The 19,671-nt window shown below is 53.9% G+C and carries 15 protein-coding genes and 1 pseudogene; 3 read left to right on the forward strand and 13 right to left on the reverse strand.

The features are described from left to right. Positions 1-10: 10 nt before the first annotated feature. Positions 11-169: a hypothetical protein gene (locus tag EXY20_RS39165; protein ID WP_167859505.1), complete on the reverse strand. Its 159-nt coding sequence runs from the start codon at positions 167-169 to the stop codon at positions 11-13. Between the two features lie 149 nt (positions 170-318). Between EXY20_RS39165 and EXY20_RS25025 the strand changes: the two genes are divergently transcribed. Beyond that, on the forward strand, positions 319-1,092 hold the full coding sequence (locus EXY20_RS25025; protein WP_135554858.1) for a peptidylprolyl isomerase: 774 nt from the start codon (positions 319-321) through the stop codon (positions 1,090-1,092). Positions 1,093-1,097: 5 nt separating this feature from the next. Further along, on the forward strand, positions 1,098-4,142 hold the full coding sequence (locus EXY20_RS25030) for a peptidase domain-containing ABC transporter (protein WP_167859506.1): 3,045 nt from the start codon (positions 1,098-1,100) through the stop codon (positions 4,140-4,142). A gap of 98 nt (positions 4,143-4,240) precedes the next feature. Here EXY20_RS25030 and EXY20_RS25035 read toward each other — a convergent pair whose 3' ends face one another. The 8 genes and pseudogenes from EXY20_RS25035 to EXY20_RS25070 form a co-directional block, all read right to left on the reverse strand. Beyond that, positions 4,241-5,932, reverse strand: coding sequence for a dockerin type I domain-containing protein (locus EXY20_RS25035; RefSeq protein WP_135554860.1), 1,692 nt, complete (start codon positions 5,930-5,932; stop codon positions 4,241-4,243). Positions 5,933-6,171: 239 nt separating this feature from the next. Further along, complete coding sequence (locus EXY20_RS25040; protein WP_135554861.1) at positions 6,172-7,422, reverse strand: hypothetical protein; 1,251 nt, start codon at positions 7,420-7,422, stop codon at positions 6,172-6,174. Between the two features lie 153 nt (positions 7,423-7,575). Beyond that, on the reverse strand, positions 7,576-8,457 hold the full coding sequence (locus tag EXY20_RS25045; protein ID WP_135554862.1) for a helix-turn-helix transcriptional regulator: 882 nt from the start codon (positions 8,455-8,457) through the stop codon (positions 7,576-7,578). Positions 8,458-8,724: 267 nt separating this feature from the next. Then, a complete protein-coding gene (locus EXY20_RS25050; protein ID WP_135554863.1) occupies positions 8,725-9,249 on the reverse strand; it encodes an SRPBCC family protein in 525 nt (174 codons plus the stop codon). Next, a pseudogene (locus EXY20_RS25055) lies at positions 9,248-9,451 on the reverse strand (DUF1801 domain-containing protein); the annotation flags it as partial. The gene EXY20_RS25050 and the pseudogene EXY20_RS25055, both read right to left, overlap by 2 nt. Before the next feature lie 139 nt (positions 9,452-9,590). Continuing rightward, on the reverse strand, positions 9,591-10,508 hold the full coding sequence (locus EXY20_RS25060) for an HAD family hydrolase (protein ID WP_235886186.1): 918 nt from the start codon (positions 10,506-10,508) through the stop codon (positions 9,591-9,593). An 87-nt stretch (positions 10,509-10,595) separates the two neighbouring features. After that, positions 10,596-12,551: an endonuclease MutS2 gene (locus EXY20_RS25065; RefSeq protein ID WP_207671335.1), complete on the reverse strand. Its 1,956-nt coding sequence runs from the start codon at positions 12,549-12,551 to the stop codon at positions 10,596-10,598. Between the two features lie 511 nt (positions 12,552-13,062). After that, positions 13,063-13,485, reverse strand: a complete 423-nt coding sequence (locus EXY20_RS25070) for a winged helix-turn-helix transcriptional regulator (RefSeq protein ID WP_167859507.1) — start codon at positions 13,483-13,485, stop codon at positions 13,063-13,065. A 102-nt stretch (positions 13,486-13,587) separates the two neighbouring features. Here EXY20_RS25070 and EXY20_RS25075 point away from each other — a divergent pair, with 102 nt between their 5' ends. Continuing rightward, the gene (locus EXY20_RS25075) at positions 13,588-14,064 is read left to right on the forward strand and encodes an SRPBCC family protein (RefSeq protein ID WP_135554867.1); all 477 of its coding nucleotides are present in this window, start codon (positions 13,588-13,590) and stop codon (positions 14,062-14,064) included. Between the two features lie 164 nt (positions 14,065-14,228). On the opposite strand, the gene EXY20_RS25080 is transcribed toward EXY20_RS25075, so the two are convergent. The 4 genes from EXY20_RS25080 to EXY20_RS25095 form a co-directional block, all read right to left on the reverse strand. Continuing rightward, positions 14,229-15,416 (reverse strand): pyridoxal phosphate-dependent aminotransferase, encoded by a 1,188-nt coding sequence (locus EXY20_RS25080; RefSeq protein WP_135554868.1) that lies wholly within the window; start codon positions 15,414-15,416, stop codon positions 14,229-14,231. Positions 15,417-15,462: 46 nt separating this feature from the next. After that, positions 15,463-16,920, reverse strand: a complete 1,458-nt coding sequence (locus EXY20_RS25085) for an aminotransferase-like domain-containing protein (protein WP_135554869.1) — start codon at positions 16,918-16,920, stop codon at positions 15,463-15,465. 135 nt (positions 16,921-17,055) lie between these two features. Further along, entirely contained in the window at positions 17,056-18,063 is a 1,008-nt protein-coding gene (locus tag EXY20_RS25090) for a phosphotransferase enzyme family protein (RefSeq protein WP_167859508.1), read from the reverse strand. A 343-nt stretch (positions 18,064-18,406) separates the two neighbouring features. After that, positions 18,407-19,585, reverse strand: coding sequence for an IS256 family transposase (locus tag EXY20_RS25095; protein ID WP_135554871.1), 1,179 nt, complete (start codon positions 19,583-19,585; stop codon positions 18,407-18,409). Between the last annotated feature and the right edge of the window lie 86 nt (positions 19,586-19,671).

Below are 19,671 nucleotides of genomic sequence, written 5' to 3' on the forward strand. Positions count from 1 at the left end.
CGCGGCGATATTACGGCCGAATCGTCACTTTTTTGATAATCGGCTTGGTGCCCACATGCAAGTCTCCGCCCTTGACTTCCTTCAATTGCTCCGCGCTCACTTCCTGCGACAAGTCGGCAATTTCGACTGACTTGTCCGCTTGTTGCTTCTTCTCTTCCTTATCGGCCATCTCGGAACCCTCCCTGCTTGGAATGCGAACAGCTTAGCACAAGAAGATTAAGTTTCGTTTAAGTACGCAAAAATAAATCCATCGCGCAAAACCCGCGCCGCTGCTACAATATTTACCGTGAGCAAATTAAAAACGCGAGGAATGGAACCGTGACTCCCACCATTGTGCTGCGAATAAAGGAGCGAACATTAACGCTCAAACAACTGCTGCAGCGGCTGAGCATCGACCCGGCATGGGCGGCTATCGAACGGTGCAAGGAAGATTTGACTCTGGTCTGCTGGGCCGAATCGCTTGGTCTTGCCGCCGACGCTTCCCTCTTGCAGGCCGCTGTCACCCGGTTCCGTCGCGCGAACGGATTGTTGTCGGCATCACAAACGAACGGGTGGCTGGCCGATCGCGGCATGAACGTAGATGACCTTGTTGATGTCATAAAGCCGCAAGTGCTAAGGGATATTGTGGGCCGGTACATCATAACCGACGATCAGGTTAACCGGCATTTTCTGGATGTTGCCTACGAGTTCGATCGCGCCGAAATATCGATCATCGTCGTGGACGATCATGGCGCGGCCCAGGAGCTGCTATTCCGGGTGGAAGAAGGCGCCGATTTTCATGCGCTTGCCCGCGAGTTTTCCAAGGAGGCGGCGACGGCCCGTTCCGGAGGTTACGCCGGTTTGTTCGGCCGGGCCGATCTTGAACCGGAAACAGCTGCGGCCGTATTCAACGCACCCGTCGGGACGTTGTTGGGTCCGTTCGATCGTAAGCGCGCGTTCAGTCTGATAAGGGTCGAAGGACTTTATCCGGCGAAGCTGGAAGATGAAGTGCGAGACGCCATTCGCAAGCAGCTTTTTCAACAGGAATTGGAAGCCTACCGGCGTTCGTTGGATATTCACGATAAGTTTTGGAGCTTACTTAGCGGAGGATGAAGCTTGTGAACGCAGACCGCCTGTCGTTGTTCCAGCAATTTCCGCTGTTCCAGGTATTCAGTGCGGAAGAAAAACAGTTATTGGCCGCTCAATTTCAACCGGAGACGTTCGCGATGGGTCAAACCGTTGTCCAGCGCGACCGGTTGTCGGATGCCTTCTACATTATCGTAGCCGGCAAAGCGAGGAAAATCGGATTGAACGCCGCCGGCAAAGAAACGAATCTGGGACTGCTGCAGCCCGGGGACCATTTCGGCGAAAGCAGCTTGCTGGACGCAGAAGAAGCGCCGCCCGTTACGATCCGTGCCTCCACTACACTCGAGGTGCTCCGTCTCGGACGCCGCCAATTTCAGGAGATGGTGGCAGGCAATCCGGATATCGCCACCTATTTCAACCAATTCATCGCATCGGATATTATCCGCACGTTTCTCAAGAGCAACACGGTGCTCGCCCATCTCGATCATGCGGCGCTTCGATCGCTGCTCGACCGGCTGGAAATTCGCACCTACGAACCGGGCTCCGAGCTCGTTCGCGAGAACGAAGCCGGCGACGCCTTTTATATCGTCAAATCCGGCTCGGCGCTAGTGGAGAAAGGGTCCGCGTCCGAAATCGTCAACCGGCTGTATGCGGGCGATTTTTTCGGCGAACTGGCGCTGCTGACGGGGGAACCGCGTCGTGCAACGATTCGCGCCGCCGATACGGTGACGGCGTATCGGCTCGCGAAGTCGGATTTCGACGAGCTGATCCGGCGCTATCCGGTCATTCTCGACTCTATCCGCAGCATTGCCAACTATTACTCGAACGAGCCGATGGCGATGATATCGGCTCCGGAGGAGTCGGAACCGGCAGCTGCCCTCGCAACAGATGGTACAAGGGAATGGTCCGGGCCGAAGACAAATTTGTGGAAAAGGCGGCGCCGATTTCCGGCGCTGCTCCAGCAGAGCGAGATGGATTGTGGTCCGACCTGCTTGACAATGATCGCCCGCTATTACGGCATGAATGCCAGCGTGAACCGGATGCGCGAACGCTGCAACGTCGGCGCGGAAGGAACTTCGCTGCTCGGATTGATCGAAACGCTCGAATCGCTTGGATTCGCAGCCCAAGGCTTGCAGACATCGAGCAGCCTGCTGCATGAACTGACCGCGCCTTTCATTGCGCATTGGAACGGCAATCACTACATTGTCGTGTATGAAGTGGGTAAAACCGGGCTTGTTGTCGCCGACCCTGCCTTCGGGTACGTAGACACGATACCGCTGGACTCTTTTGCCAAGCATTGGACGGGTTACGTAATCTCCCTTCATCCATCCGGAGAGCTGCAGCCGCTCGATGACGAAGAAGTGCTGTGGAAACGGTATATCGGTTATTTGCGCACATCCAAAAAACTGCTCCTCTCCGTATTCGGCTTATCCGTGTTAACGGAAATGATCTATTTGCTGTTTCCGGTCATGACGCAGCAAATTTTCGACCGTGTCCTGCAAGCGGCCAATTGGCCTTTGCTCCACACGATCGTCGCGGCCATGCTTGCGCTGATCTGCTTCAATACCGCAAGCATCGCTTTGCGTCAAACGTTGATCGGCCGGCTTGCCCATGCGGTCGACCGCACGATGCTGGACAGCTTTTATCGCCACCTGCTTCGCCTTCCCTACTCGTATTTTATGAAGCGAACGTCCGGCGACATTTTGACGCGCGTTTACGAGAACGAGAAACTGCGCCGGTTATTGACCGATCATGCGATCGAAATGATGCTCGATCTGTTAACGATGCTCGTTTACGGGGCATTAATGGCGTATTACCACACCGGGTTGGCGACAGTTGCCTTTGCTCCTTTGCCTCTATACATCGGTCTATACGCGTACTTGTTGCCGCGAATGCGGCGCAATCTCCGCCAGCAGCTGATTGCCGAGAGCGATTCCCAGACGCAAATCGTGGAAGCGGTGCAAGCCATCGCCACGGTTAAAGGAATAGCAATGGAAAGCAGTGTCCGCGGCAAGCTGATGAGCAAGCTGAGCCGATTGCTCGCGCTGCGTCTCGCGGGCAACCGGCTGGAGGCCGTCGCCAAAGCCGCCTCTTCAGGCTTGCGATCCGTCTGCCAGGTTGCGCTGCTCTTTTGGGGTTCGCGACTGGTATTGGAACATCAGCTCAGTATGGGCGAACTTGTTGCGTTCACCGTGCTGTTCACTTCATTCATGTTTGCGCTGGAAATGATTTCGCTTCGCTTCGGCGAGCTGTCGGAGGCGCGCATTTCGATGGAACGGCTGAACGATGTGTACGAATCGACGCCGGAGCATCCGCAGCCGGACAAGATGCGGTTGCTCCCCGCCATACAAGGGCATATACGCTTCAACAACGTATCGTTTCAATATTATCGCGGCGGGAACATGATTTTGCAGCATCTTGATCTGGAGCTTATGCCGGGACAAACGGTAGCGCTAGTCGGACGCAGCGGCTCGGGCAAATCGACCATCGCGGGCTTGCTGCTCAAGCTTCTTGAGCCGACAAGCGGCGCCATTTACGTCGACGGATACGCGCTTCGCGACGTGCATGCCGCTTCCATTCGTACGCAGATCGGCGTTGTCCAGCAGGAAACGATGCTGTTCCGCGGAACCGTGCGCGACAATATCGCATTGACCGGCGACCATGTCGGCATGGATGACGTGAAACGGGCAGCCCGTCTGGCTGGCGCCCACGAATTTATCGAGGCGCTGCCGCTCGGCTACGATACGATGATCGGCGAAGGCGGCATCCGGCTGTCCGGGGGCCAACGCCAGCGCATCGTCATCGCCCGCGCGCTTGTGGGCAACCCGCGTATTCTACTGTTCGACGAAGCGACGAGCGCTCTCGATTCGGAGTCCGAGCGAATTATTCAGACAAACATGGGCGAAATGCTGCAAGGCAGGACGACGCTGATCATCGCCCACCGGCTCAGCACGATCCGCCACGCCGACTTGATCGTCGTGCTCGATCAAGGAGCGGTAATCGAGCGCGGCACGCACGAGCAGCTCGTATTGCGGCAGGGAGTTTACCATTATCTGCTGCAGCAGCAGACGGTTTAGCGGCACAATTTCAGAAGATCGGAGACGCTGCTGTCAACAAGTTTACCGCTAATTTTCCTTGCGAAATCCGTCTCCGGAGTCTCGTCGACAGGCGGCAGTTAGTTGACGCCCACGAATAAACGCAAAATGAGCTGCGCATCTTGTTCGTCTACCGTGCCGCTATTATCCACGTCCAGCGCATAGATTTGCTCGGGGGTCAATTGGATTTTGCTTTGCGTATATTTAATCGCAAGAAGAGCATCCGCTGGCGTAATGATCCCGTCGCCGTTGGCGTCGCCCAGGTTCAAGCTGGATACTGCCTTCCAATCGCTGGCTGCAGGCGCTCCGGTTGCTGTGCCTGCCATCGCCACAGGCGTTACGACGAATCGAACGTATTTGCCCTTCTGCGACGATTGCAACTCATACTGATCCAAATTTGCACCTACAATCGCCGTTCCGTTCGTGCCGTTGGCGTCATCAGCCACTTCCCAACTGAACAGGGACGCGCCTTCCTTGGCGCCCTCGGCATCGGAATAGGAATAGGTGCCCTTCAACGTTTGACCGGCCATCATTTTGCCCGAAATGCTCACATTATCGGCGGATGGCGCGGCGTCAACGATGGCATAATATTTTACCTCGACACCTCTTGAACTCGTCACGACGATATACGGGTTGCCTTCGGGCGATACGGCTAACGCTACAATTCGCAAAAAAGAATCGGTTTCCGTCAGAATCGTCTCCCATTCGGAACCTTCCGCCGGTGCCAATTTTACAACCGATGTCACGTTCGTTTCCGAATCCATCGTTGTCGCATACGCCGTCGTGTCCGGGGCAAGGGCGAAATTGAACAGCGTCGAATCCGTACCGTCGATCGCAGAGCCGACTTGTTCCCATTGCGAATCGCGGTAGACGAGCATTTTGGACTCATACATGCTGTACGGAGATTCGGTTGTGAGAGGCGAGACGAAAATATAGGGAAGCTGATCACCGGCGGAAATCGCAATCGGCGCCGCGGACCGGGTATTGAATTGCATGCCGTTCAGCACGTCGTCCCCCAGGTTGGACCAGCTCTTCCCGTCGAAACGGAAAATGGAGCGCAAACGGCTCATATCATTCCCGTATTTTATCGTTACGTACACGTTGTCGTTGGCACCAATGGCCATGGAAGTATTCGTTACCGTTTGCTTGTTGTCTTCCAATATGGCATCGCCGCCAACCGTTTCCCACAGGGTGTCGCTCGAATTGAATCGCATTACGGTCAGCTTGTATCTTTGCCCGGAATTGGGAAATGCCACGTAAGGCGTATTGTCGCTCGCCAGCGCAAACGCAACGTGATCCTTCAAATAACCGAATGAGCTCGAGTTCTGGATGGAAGGCGTGAAATCGGCCGGCCCGAGCACGCTCCAGCCGGTTCCCGCATACTTCCAGAGCGTCAGTTTATTCACGCTGTCGGGGTCGCCGGTAAGGGCGTACAACGAATCGTCCGTGCCCATGGCCAGTTTGATTACCGAAATTGTTTTCCCCGGAAAATTGGCATTTCCAACGGTTACCCAACTGATGCCATTAAATTTTTTGACTGTCGCCTCCGGGTTGAGGAAACCGACATAAGGAGTACCTGAGCTATCGAAGACGACAGAGGGGGTATAGGGGTCATAGCCGTTAAAGGGATCTCCCAAACTCTCCCACTTGCCCGAATGGGACGAAGCGGAATTTGCCGCCCCTCTCCCCGGCAATCCAACCAGACCGGATACCATTAACACGCCTGATAAAACGATCGCCGCCCATTTGGTCCACTTGATTTTCTTCAACAAAATATTCGCCAACTCCTTGTCAACTGAAAATCTGCAACATTCCATATCTCTTAAACTATAAAAGATGCTGGTCCGTATGCCCAGTGACCTTTGGTCATCGATTTTGCAAAAAAATTAACCTTCTTTGCCGGCTCGGGGAGTCTCAAGCCGCGTATATTCGGCGTGGCTGATCTCGACCGTCTTAACGATCGCCGGACTGAGCTTGCGGCTGTCGTCAATCCGGACTGATTTTTTCGGTGTTATTGCGTTCGCTCACGCTGCGCTTTGCTTACTTCCGCCCAGAAGTGCTCCAACTCCTTTTTGGCGACTTCGCGAACGAAGACCAGCTCTTCTCCCATTAGCTCCGGCGACCATTTCCGTCCCAGATTGGCATGAACGATTTCGTCCGCCCAGTCGTAGTCCTGGAACTGCTCCATCAGCGGATGCTTCGCCTCATTGCGGCAAAACTCGTACTCCTTCTTTTTGGCTTGCGTGATCATCGCGCCTTCTTCTATGCCGATGCTGAGCCAGGCATATTGGGCTGCCGGAATTTTCTCCGCGTTGACATCGTAATCCGAGGTATATTGCGGCCGCCCGATCCAGTCGTAGCCATCCGCTTCAAGCGCCGCCTGGCCGAACATGGCGTGGCGCGCCTCATCCCATATATGTCGAGCCAAGTCGTAATAGAAATCCCAAGGCATATGCTGCTGCGAATAGATTACGCCTGCGATCAGGTCGCATGCCGTCATTTCCTCCTGACGCACGCGCATCATCATGACCAGCCGGCGCAGCACCGCATCGTCGGCCAGATTGTCCATGCCGGTGCGTGCCCATGTCGTCCCGCCCATTCTCCGCGAATCGCGCCTGGAGCGCAGCGGAATCGCGTAAGCAACGTGCGAGCGGAGACGGCGCGGCATTTCCGGCGATCGTTCGCCGCCGCCCGACACGCCGCCCGCGCTTTCAAGCAGCCCGCGAATATGATGGGCAAACGCTGCCTCCGCACCCGTGTCCTGGTACGAGCGAAGATCCGCTATAAGCTCGGCTCCCCAAGCCACCTGCTCTTCCAAATCCGCAATGGCATGCTTCAACAAGCGGATCGTCGGCTGGTCGACAATTTGCTGCGTGAAGCGCTGATGCTCGCGATAAGCTTCCAGCATCGCCGGTCTGATCACCTCATAAACGGCAACGGCCCATTCCAAATCGCTTTCGGCGTGAACCAGCTCCTCCATCATCAACGTCAGCCGCGGATCCGGCTCGCGTCCCAGCAGATTGGAGGAGGTGCGCAGCTCCGGAATGCGTTTCCGCAATGCCTGGGCCGCTTCCGCATCCTCATAAATATGGCGGCAAATACCCAGCCGCAAATCCCAGTTTTCCCGATTCGGCAGCTGCCCGGCCGCCATGCGGAACAGCGACTCATGCAAGTAACGATACCGCTGCAAAACAACGGAATTGCGCTCAATCGAATACGCTCCCACCGCAAGCGGATTTTCGATCCCCGTATATGTGAGCATTTTGATATCCCCTTTCCTTTATGCCGCTTCATGAAATGTCATATCTCCTCAAGTGTGACAGAGACGGAACCGGGTGTCGATGGGTGAAATCCAAAAATCCTTGCACGAATTTGACATTACTCCTCCGTCGCCCCGATCCGCTCGTGCGAAGGATCAGTATAACCGGTTGAGCGTATACGGCGCTTGCACACCCCCGGTTGGCATCAGGTGAAGCGCCAAGTAACGTTCTTCGAAATGGCGCTCCCGGTACGCGGTTGCACTCATCCCGGCCAGCCGGGTGAATACCCTGCTGAAATAAGATTCGCTCTGAAAGCCCGATTCGTAGGCAATTTCCTTCACTGCTGCATGTCCCGCCCTAAGCAGTTCGCAAGCATGGTCGATTCTGCGCTGCAAAATATACTGCTTCGGCGTCAAATACTGGTGCTGCACGAACATCCGTGTTAAATACTCATGCGACCAGCCGACATTTTCCGCCAGGTCCATAATCGAAATCGGCTGCCGATAATGCGCCTCGATATAGGTCAGCGCCTGGGAGATCTGCGGCGGCATCCGCCGGTCTGTCGCAAGACTGTGACGGTTTGATGCGGCGACAAGCTCCTCCAGGACAGCCAGCAGCATGGCGATCATCAGTTCGCGATATCGGGGCCGTTTGGTGCTCGCTACCCAGATTGCATGCTGCAGCCAATTCGGAACATGAGCCAGGCCGTCGGCCGGAAGAAAATCCGCTATACTCGCATATGCTTCCGCGGCCCGATTCGACAAACGGAAGTGGCTGAACATATGACGAATCGGCTTTTTGCTGTCGAATAAGTAGCGGTGCGTTTCCCCGGGCCTCGTCAGTACAAAGCAAGGCCTGTCGAGCGGATAGATGCGTTCCGCCACGGAATAAATCGTCTCCGACCCCACGGGAAAGTAAACGATCTCATAATCGGACAGTCGCCGCGGCCCGAGCTGCCATCCGCCCCGTATGATAAAATCCCCGCAAATCGACGGCATAAGCCGTTCCTCTTCCGTCGGCATGTTTTCTTGTTCCACCGACTTCCCCTCCTATGCAACCGGATCATGGCAGACATGCTGCCTGGACAGCGGTTCGTCTCGATCCGCTTGAAGCGGCCTTCAAGCAGGCAGGCGAGCTGGGCATACAGGCAAATTATTGAAGTCATTCTCCTCCAGCTGCCGTCATCCAGCGCGCTGCCCAAAAATAAAACCAGAAGCAGTTGGACCGGAAATAAAGTCCTACACTGTCTCTGGTTTCGTCGAGTAGTCCTTTGGAGAATTTCTGTTTCAAGGATTTGTATCCGCTTATTGTTGATTCGCCAAATAATTGGCCAGTGTCTCGAACGTGCCTTCGAATCCTTGTGCAACCATTGGCGCCATTCCGTCAAACGCTTCTTGCTCCTCGGCAGCTGCATTGATCGGCCCGCCCTGCAATGTCAATATTGTTCTTCCCTCCTTTTCTTCGAGCGTTAATATATTCAAAATTTCCAGCGGCCAGTTCGAATTGAACGGGGCACGAACCGTGTTCCCCTCTTCATCGGAAAATGACTGGACCCAAACCAACTTCTCCGGCTCTTGCACTTCCTGGTAGACGAACTTGCCCCACATGACATGCTGCCCGTCCGGAGACTTCTGGCAGCCGAGGAACATACCGCCCGGGCGAACGTCCATTCTGGCCACTTCAAGCGCGAAACCCTTCGGTCCCCACCAATTGCCGAAATGCTTGGGATCGGTCCATACCTGAAATACCAATTCCCGTGAAGCGTTAAATTCGCGCTTCAATAGAAGTCCTTTGGCATTGCTCACTAGATTTCCTCCTCGTAATTGCATTCAAAATCATAAACGCAATGGCGTCTTTTGAAGGCGAAATAACCGCAGCATAGTGTCCATTTTTAAGAAAATGCGGTTTTTTGTACTGAATGCGTTCTTCGGCTTCCGGAATCGTCTCATGAATCATGTCCCGCAGGGTTGAACTTATATCCCCCTGCCATTTCGGCAAATTATCGATGTAAGCCGCAACTTCCTGATTCACTTTGTCTTTTCCTCCTAATGATTAGTTTTCATTTAAAATATACCATTTAGAGAATATTCCAGTCAAGGAATATTTAAAAGTTGCGGAAGCGAAGATTACGTTGCCGGACTTCACGCAATTGAACGGTGCGAATGCTCTCTCAGGTTGCATTCAGGATAATGTCTTTTAATTCAATCAGAGTATTGATTCGATAGCTGGCTTGTGAGAAGTCGTGTGATTGTGTGAAGTCGTTATGGACAATGACACAGCCGATACCCGCCGCCACGGCCGAGTTCAGCCCTCTGTTTGAATCCTCTACGACCAAGGTCTCTTCTTTGGTGGATCCAAAGCGCTTTAGGCCGGTCAAGTAGGGTTCCGGGTGCGGCTTGGCGCGCTCGTAGTCTTCGCGAACAAGGACGAATTCCATGAATTGTCTAATCCGGCGCTTTTCGTGAATGAGTTGAAAATCCGCACGTTTGGCAGTCGTCACGATGGCCATGCGGACGTACTTTGACAGTTCGGCCAGCGTTTCAACTACGCCTTCAATCTCTATGGCTTCCGTCCTTAAATATTCCTGGTAATAGACGTTGCGGACCTCGCGCTGCTTACTGAGGGTCTGTTCGTCAATACCTGCCGCCCTGGCTTGGGACCAAGTGCCTAATGACTGGGTCATGTCGCGAAGGTATTGATCCTTATCCAAGGTGAATCCTATGTCAGCCAGAGCGCGTTCTCCCGCTTTGTAATACCAAAATTCCGTATCAACCAGAACACCATCATGATCGAAGAGTATGTACTTTTTCATTGCTTCGTTCTCCCTTGTCAGCGATGGATTCCGCCAAATTGCTTCTACTAAATAGGCTGCTTTTCGATTCTCGACGTTCTGCTCCCTGATCCAATGATAATCAAAAAACAGTTGCCGCGGCAATATGGTTCCAGACGTTTTGCTTTTTTCAGCCAAACTGTTGGGCCGCACCCCAAACATGTTGTCAGGGTAACGCGGGAACAACAAGAGAATGGCGAAATAAGCCAGTTTCTCCCCCAACCGCACGATGAAGCAACGGAGACGCTCCCGAGACACAAATAACAGCTCGGCATTGGCATATATTCAACAGCTGTCGCTTAACGTGACCACATATGGGCCGAACCCCCGTCTCTCCGTTCCGCATTACGAGAGATCCTCCTCGGAGCGGACGATCGTCAGCCCTTCGACATGCCGCTTGCTCATCAGCTTCTTCTTCTTGCGGTTCTCCTTCGTGTCGAACACGATATCGAAATCGTAATCGTCGGGGTAAAGCTCGCTTTTCGAGATGTGCAGCTTGAGCCGCTTGCGGTTGAACTTCAGCTTCTCCTTCTGCACCATGACGCCGACCTCTCCGACCTTGTCCGCCGCGGCGTACACGATGCCGAATTTGTCGAGCGACGGAATATACACGCAGTCGCCGACCTCGAGTTCGGCTTCGACGGGCGCCGCTCCGGCCGCTTCGGCCGATGCAGCCTGCCCTTGCGCTTGTTTTAGCGGCTGCGCTTGCCCGGGCACGAACGCCGGCAGGTCGACCGCCTCTGCGAAGGCGTCCTCGCCGCCCTCGCCCCGGCGCCGCACGCCTTCGGTCAGCTCCCGCGAGCGCACGAGCACATGCGCCGGCATGCCAAGCTTGCTCGCGATCGCGAACGCGTAGCTGTGCCCGGCTTCTCCGATGCGCAGCCGGTACAGCGGCTCAAGCGTCTCGGCGTCGAATTCCATGCGCGCGTTTTCGAAGCCCGGCGCGGCCGCCGCAAACCGCTTGATTTCGTTGAAATGCGTCGTCGCCACGACCGTCGCCCCCTTGCGATACAGCTCCTCAAGCACCGCGATCGACAGGCCGACCCCTTCCCCGGGATCGGTGCCGGACGCCATCTCGTCGATCAGGACGAGCGTCGCGCCGTTCGCCGTTCGCAGCGTCTCGACAAGCAGCTTCACATGCGACGAAAACGTGCTCAGCGACTGCTCCAGCGACTGGCCGTCCCCGATGTCGGCCGCGAATCGCCTGAACACCGCAAAGACGCTGCCCGGCTCGACGGGGACGAGCAAACCCGATTGGACCATCAGCGTTAGCAGCCCGACCGTCTTGAGCGCGACCGTCTTGCCGCCGGTATTCGGTCCTGTGATGATCAGTGAACGGTACGTCCGCCCGATCGCGAAATCGAGCGGCACCATGCCGCCGCCGAGCAGCGGATGTTTCGCGCCACGGACGTCGATGACGCCCGTGTCGTTCACGTCAACGGGGGCGCCGTCGATCGCAAGTGCGTACTTCGCCTTCGCGAACAGGAAATCGTACGCGCCGACGGCTTCCGCGTTCAGCCGCAACTCCGCTTCGTGCTCCTCGACGAGCCCCGTCAAAAGCGCGAGCACCTTCGTCTCCTCACGCACCTCCTCCGTCCGCAGGTCGCCGAGCTCGTAATGCAGCGCGGCCAGCTCCGCCGGCTCGATATACACCGTCTGCCCGCTCGCAGACTCGTCGAGCACTGCGCCCTGCAAGAGCCGGCGATGCTCCTTCTTGACCGGCAGCACATAGCGGTTGCCGCGCTTCGTAACGATCGCCTCCTGCAGATGGCTTTTGTGCTTCGTCATCAACGCATCCAGCTTTTTCTTCATCCGGTCTTCGACGATCAGAATGTGCCTGCGAATTTTCGCAAGCTCCCCGCTCGCGGCGTCGTCCACCCGGCCGTGCCGAATGCAGCGGTCGATCTCCCGGCGCACCTCCGCGAGGTCGTAGAGGGAGTTCGCATAGGTTGCCACCCGGGGAGCCTGGGGGCGCTTACCGTCCATATACCGACGCAGATGGCCGCAGCCGGTCAGGAATGTCAGGATCGCGCCGAAATCCGCCTCCGTAAAAACGTAACCCGTGCCGATCAGTTGGAACACGGGCTCCATGCCGTCCAGAGAAGGCAGCGGGACGCTCGAACCGCGCCTCAGCAGCTCGGCCGCCTCCAGCGTCTCCGCGAGCAGCGACTTCACCGCCCCGAGTTCCGTCAACGGCGTTAGCTTCATCGCCATCGTTCGGCCAAGATAGGTGACGGCGTATTGCGTCAATCGTTCGATCACTTGCGTGTATTCCAATCGAATCATCATATTTTCGTTCAGGTTCATTTCGAGTTCACTCCTCTTCGTTTAGGAAAATGATTTTTCTCTCTCAGGACATCCGGACGCCTCGCCGAAAACGTAAAAAAGGCAAAGCCAACGTCAAAAACACGACGCAGCTTTGCCAGTCGGCGAGGGCACTCCTGTCGGATCCGGACCGCAATAAAAAACCGCGCTGCAACAACAGCGCGGGCTGGGCCGAAGGAGTACGCCGGCGGCGTAATGATCGTTTCCGCGTGTTCTTAACTGATTGAGGGTTCGGTTCGAGGGTACGTACGAAAACAAGGCCCCGCCGGATCGACAGAGTCTTCGTACCGCTTCCTTCCCGTCACGCCTCTATGAAATTGCTCAGTTAAGAACCCCTGCAGACATTAAAATCTCTCCCTAATCGAGGATAGTTGTCATATTACCCGGTCCCGGGCCCGTTGTCAAGGGTCGGTTTCCCCTATAACAAACAGTTTGGTTTGTGCGTCTATTTTCATGGCTTGGAACGCAGGAATTGCGACACGATTTTTTAGGATGTAATATCGCCAAAATTCTGCAAAAGGCGCAGCTCCAGCCCTTTTTCGTTTGTTTTCAGTTCTTGCATGATCGGAATCGTCATATCGGTATTGGGGTTGTACTTCAAGCCCCAGTGCATAATGGCAAAAACGACCGGAAACAGGTCAAGCGCCTTTTGAGTGGGCCGGTACATGGTTTGTGCGCGGTTTGAATCTCCTTCTGTCTTGACGAGCAAGCCTGCTTCAACAAGCGATTGGAGCCGTGCGCTCAAAATGTTAGTTGCGATGCGCTCGCGCGCAGCAAGAAACTCGCGGTAATACCGCTTGTTATGGATAAGGACGTCACGAAGGATGACCAGACTCCAGGGATCACCCCATAAGTCGAGCGCATAAACGATGGGACAAACGGTGGAAGATCGCTTTTTCATGGGAATCATTATACATTTCGTGCTTGCATTTTGCAAGTTTGTACTTGCGTTTTGCAAGTACATAATTTATACTCGGTGTGTAATTAACAATTAACGAGGGAGATAACTTGAATGAATCAAAGTTACAGCACTTTTTTTCAAGTAGACCAAAGCCCCGAAGAAGTTTTTGCCGCCATCAATAACGTCCGCGGATGGTGGTCGGAGGAAATTGATGGCGCTACCGACGAACTCGGTGAATTTAAGTACCACTACCAAGATATTCACCGCTGCACGATCCAAATCACCGAGCTTGTTCCCGATAAGAAGGTTGTTTGGCACGTTACAGACAACTACTTTAACTTCGTAGAGGACAAGAGGGAGTGGACAGATACCGACATTGTTTTTGAAATCGACAAGAAAGACGGCAAAACAGAAGTTCGATTTACGCACGTAGGCCTCGTTCCCGCGTATGAGTGCTACGCCGTCTGTACGGACTCCTGGGGCATCTACATAAGCGGCAGTCTTCGCGACTTGATCACCAAGGGCAAAGGCCAGCCCAACCAAAGCGAGCAAATTGCCAATAAACACGGCATAAGCAACCACTCTTAGAAACCCGGGCTAATGAGAATAAAGAGCACCCGCCGCGGCGCTACGGCTCTTTTTGAATGCGGTGTCCCCTTAACGTAACGAAACCGCCAATCATCCCTTAGGCGGTTTCATTTTCGAAAAATTGTTGGTTCATCATCACGCTAAACCCACAGTCACGCCGGCCGCTATTCCGGCAGTAAGCAGCCGGTTCTCCGCAGTGTGGCTACAAACCGGCCCATTCTCTCTAACGCCTCTGTCAGAAGGCTCTCCGATACCGCGTAAGAACAGCGGACATGCCCTTCGCCTCCGGAGCCGAATATATGACCGGGTACGACGGCGACGCCGCCCTCCTGCAGCAGCTGATGCGTGAATTGTTCGGCACTCAGCCCTGTATCCGCTATGGAAGGGAAAGCGTAGAAAGCCCCTTCCGGATCACGGCACGACAGTCCGATTTCCCGCAATCCTTGCACAACGAGATTTCTGCGCCGACGGTACATCGCCTTCATCTCCTCCATCGCCTCTATGCCGTGACGGAGCGACTCGATGGCGGCAATTTGGCCAAGAACAGGTGCACACATCGCCGTATATTGATGAATTTTTAACATTCCGGAAATCATTTCCCGACTGCCGCAGGCATAGCCGATGCGCCAACCTGTCATGGCAAAAGCTTTGGAGAAGCTATTGATGACAATCGTCCGTTCCTTCATTCCCGGCAGAGAAGCCGGGCTCACATGCCGAGGGCCGTAGGTAAGTTCGGCGTAGACTTCGTCAGAAATGACAATCAGATCGTGGGCAACGACCAGATCAACAATCGGCTGCCAGTCTTTCTCGGACATGATCGCCCCGGTCGGGTTGCATGGGTAGTTGACTAACAACACTTTGGAGCGGGGAGACAGTTTATTCCTCAGCGTTTCTGCCATTAACTTGAAATCATTCTCTGCCGTCGTTTCCACTTCCGATACGTATCCGCCGTGAAGATGCACGATGGGTGCATATGCGGTATAGCTCGGAGCTGTAAGGAGAACTTCGTCTCCCGGGTCTACGAAGGCGCGCAGAGCCAGATCGACCGCTTCACTGCTGCCGATGGTCACCAGAATGTCCTGGGACGGCTCATAGCTCAGTCCGAAACGCTCCGATTGATAACGCGCGATTTCCTCCCGCAGTTCGGTCAGACCGGCATTGGATGTATAGCGAGTTTGACCCTCGCGAAGTGCCTGAATGCATGCCTCCCGTACAAGCTTCGGCGTGACAAAATCCGGCTCTCCCACCCCAAGCGAAATAACGTCGCGATTGCTTGCAGCAATGTCGAAAAAGGCACGAATGCCCGAGGGCGGAATTTCCCTCACCCGTTTACATAAATAATCCGATTCCATACCTGCACTCTCTCTTTCTTCTGCAAAATAGATCTTTGTGTCCCTCTCAATGCATCAACTGTCTGGCAGTTTCGCCGATAATCCGGATGCCTTTTTCAATCTCCTCGCCGGTAACCCTCGAGAAGCCGATTCGCATCGTATGCCGACCCTCGCCTTCTCCGGTGAAGAACATATCCCCTGGGGTAAAGAAAACGCCTTGACGAGAACAAGCGGTCAGCAATTCGCGTGTATCGAAGCCCTCTTCAAAAGCGACGAACAAATGCAAGCCTCCGTCTCCCGTCATCCGCACATACGGCACATGCGCCTCACAACATTGTTTCGTCCATTCATACTTCCGCTTATATTCCGCTCGGGCTTTCTTCATATATTTCTCGAAATTGCCGTTATGCAAATATTGATACAAAAGCGACTGATCCAACGTCGATGTGTGGATCGTACGCGCCCGTTTGATACTTTCCAAGTAGTCGATCAACACCCGATCCGCCAACACCCAACCGACCCGCAAACCGGGAAATAAAACTTTGGAAAAACTGCCCAGGTAGACAACGCCGTTTCCGTCCCCGGCCGTAGCTATGAGCGGCGCGACATGAGAGCCTGAATAGCGCAACTCCTCGTTGAAGCCGTCCTCGATGATCGGAATTTGACGTTCGGCCATCCATTTCATCAGCGTGAGCCGCTTCTCCGGAGACGTTACGATGCCAGTTGGATTGTGGTAAGACGGCACGAAATAGGCACAATCGTAAGTCCGCTCCGATAATGCGCTTTCCAGTTCATGCAGGTCGATGCCATCGCCTTCCATCGGAATGCCTTTGATCTCGAACCCGTGCAACTTCAGTAATTTGAGAGCCGTGTTATGCGTCGGATTCTCGCACAGCACCGAGCCGTTCGGACGGCGGAGCGACGATAGCACAATATCGAGCCCTTCGGTAAAACCGTTCGTAATTAGCATATCTTTGCCTTTCGTATTGACGCCTTTATGTTCCATATAACGCAGCAAATAATCGATCAACGGCCTATAGCCTTTCGCGTAACCGTAATTAAGCAGCACGTTGCCTTCCAACGCCATCCGGTCCAGGAACGCCCGCCGGACGTTGTCGATATCGAACAGTTTCTCATCGGGTGCAATGCTGGTGAACGAAATTGTCGTCCGTTCCGCGCGGAAGCCGTTTTTCATATGGTCAAGCTCGACAGCCAACTTCGCGTGACCGTTCATGCGCGCGCACCAGTCCGGTTGCCAGAATTGAACCATCTTACTGGCGCCACCGGAAATCGTAGCGACATAGCTGCCCTTTCCCCGTACCATATAAGTAAACCCATCGTCTTCCAGCCCTTCGTAGGCAGCAATAACGATGTTGCGGCTTACGTTAAGCAGCAGGCTGAGCTCACGTGTGGACGGAAGCTTCTGGTTCGCCTGCAGCGCGCCTTTAATAATCAGCCGCTTCACGTAGTCTCTCACTTGAATCGCTACCGGACGGTCATACGCAAGCTTGAAATCGCGAAACATCTCTTCTCACCCCCCATACCCATTCTGGCACAGACGAACGAACAACAAAAGAACCACTGCCCGGGATGTTTCATCCCTGCGTGGTTCAGCTTGGAACATCGCTCCAGCCACTCCATCAGTTGAAGAAGATCCCGTTTAAGAGACCTCAAGTGGCTGAAACAAGAATGATCTGCCCTCAACATAGGCTTTCATTATCGCTTGCGCATATGGTTGTTCTTCAATCAAGCCCTCTGTTTCAAGATGATCCTCCGAATGGAAACTATATGCTTCTATGATAGCCATGATGAAGAAACACTCCAGCATGGGAATAAAATCGTCATCCATTTGCCTATTCCCCTGATACCCTTCGATGAATGATGTCCTTTGGGAAGGATAAAGTCCCATGATCGACTGAGCAATATCATAGAGATAGTAGCCAAAGCCACACCTCCCAAAATCGATAGGATACGGTTCGTTATCACGAAAAACGACATTGCCAATGTGTAAATCTGCATGAATCATCCCATAATTACCCTTATGACTTGCGAGTTTGTGCAGAAAGGCTGCCACTTTAGTGGCGGCCGCCGAGTACAGCTCAAAACCTTCATCGGAAATAAAATTACTGTAATGCAGCCCCAAATGCGTCCAATCCCGTTTAAAGCTCTCCAAGCCCCAAGAGGGGCGAGTAAAACTGGTTGATGGGCTAAAAGAAAAGCTCGCCTCATGGAGGTTCGCCATCATCCCCCCCATTTTATGGATTGACGCTTCCGTTAGTGCCCCTTTTTCCAATCGTTCTCCCTCGATCCAATTCAACATTGTCGAATAGTGCCGTTGTCCGCCGCTCACCGGCGTATCAGTAATGAAAGTACCTTCCCGATTCGATACGACTTCCGGAATAATAACACCCTTGCTCTTGAGGAAAACCATCCACTCAAATGCCGAGATAGTTTCCTCACGCGGTTTGTTTTCCGGATGAATGCGCAGCAAGTATTGTTTTCCCTCGTTGGTCGCTACACGGAAGGTGGCGTGTTCGGATATTTGAATGAATTGAATCGCGTTCCAGTCAGTTTCGTACTCCTGCAAAGCCATAAGAGCTGCTTGTTTCACTTGCTTCAATGATTGGCGTCGATTTACCTCGTTATCCATCCGAAAGCCGCTATTCATCATAAAAAACCTCTTTACTATTCAATGTGATATCTCCTGATGATGAACTGCAGGCTAGCCTCCATTCCACCATCCGCCAACTAACTCCCTGCAAAATAGGCCCTATTTTCTTGCCTATTTCGCCAAAACGAGCACCCTCTTTAAAATAACCAGCGAAATCACTGGCTATTTCGCTGGAAATGCCTATTTGAAGGCGATCACGGGCAAATAACCAGTGTTTTCACTGGCTATTGCGGTGCCGTCAAGTAGTTTGTGTAGTAGGTTCTTCCATCGGGACGATGGAGGTCATTTGTTTGGTGTAAAAGGTTGTGGGCGGCCGTAGCCCAAGCGAAGGCGCGGGAGGTTATTTTTTTGCTCCGTAGCGCGCGGTGAACATTTGTTCGAGCGCGGCTTTCGTGTCCACATCTGCGAAGCCGCGAATCGCTCGACCACACCATGCCTCGTTGTAGTCAATGGCTTGCAGGTAAATGATCTTCTCCGCAGCTTCGATGTTCGTGAGGCTGTTCATGGGCTTTAGTCGCTTGCGGATTTCCTTGTTCATTCGCTCAATCGGATTATTGGTGTAGATGGCCGCCCGAATGAGCGGCGGATACTTGTAGAAGGTCAGGAGTGTCGGGAGCTGCTCTTCCCAGGATAGGACCTCCTTCGGATACTGCTTGCGCCATCTGTCTTTAAACCCGTCGAATACCGCACGTGCCACGTCAGCGTCCATCGCCGTGTAGACGAGCTTTAAGTCCGCCAGAAATTCGGTCTTGTCTGCCACCCGAATCTTGGGGAAGGTCGAACGGATTTTATGGACGACACAATGCTGCACGTCCGCCTTGGGATAGACTTCGCGAAAGGCTTCCTCTAACCCCGACAGGCCATCGAATACGCCGAGCAATACCTCGGTGGCCCCGCGGTTCTTGAGGTCGATCAGCACGTCTCGCCAGACGTTCGCGCTCTCTTGACCGCCAACGTAGAACCCGAGGATTTGGCGCGTCCCCTGTTCATCGATGCCCATGGCCAGGTAAACCGCTTCACTGTCGACCGTGTTGCGTTTGAGCTTGACGTAAAGGCCGTCCAGGTAGATGACCGAATAGCGCTTCTCAAGCGGGCGTTGCTGCCACTGCTTAATGTCTTCCATCACGGTTTGCGTAATATTACTGATCGTGGTTGGCGAGTATTGGGCACCATACAGGCTCTCGATGAATTTGGCTACCTCACGCGTGCTCATGCCGCCTTTATACATGTGGATGATGGCTTCTTCCAGCCAACCTTCGCGACGCTGATACGGCTCAAATAGACGGGTCTGGAAGGTGCCTTTCCGATCCCGCGGCACTCGAAGCGCGTTGATCGTGCCGTATCGAGTTTGGAACGTACGCGTATAGTGCCCATTTCGGCTGTTGCGCTGGGTGGGCTGTTCCACGGTAAGGTGATTTTTGATCTCTTCCCGTAACAAGAGTTCCAGCTTTTCTTGAAGCAACTGGGTAACAGAATTTTCAAGTAGATCATGGAATGCTTTTTCCGCTATAGTAGTCATCGAGTAGGGTTCCTTTCTTGGTGACTTTGACCATCCCGAGAATACCCTACTTTTTTGTTGCCTGGCTAGGCTCCAAATCTTGGTTA

Origin of the sequence: Paenibacillus cymbidii, from assembly GCF_004764705.1 — a bacterium.
GTDB classification, from domain to species: Bacteria; Bacillota; Bacilli; order Paenibacillales; family NBRC-103111; genus Paenibacillus_AN; species Paenibacillus_AN cymbidii.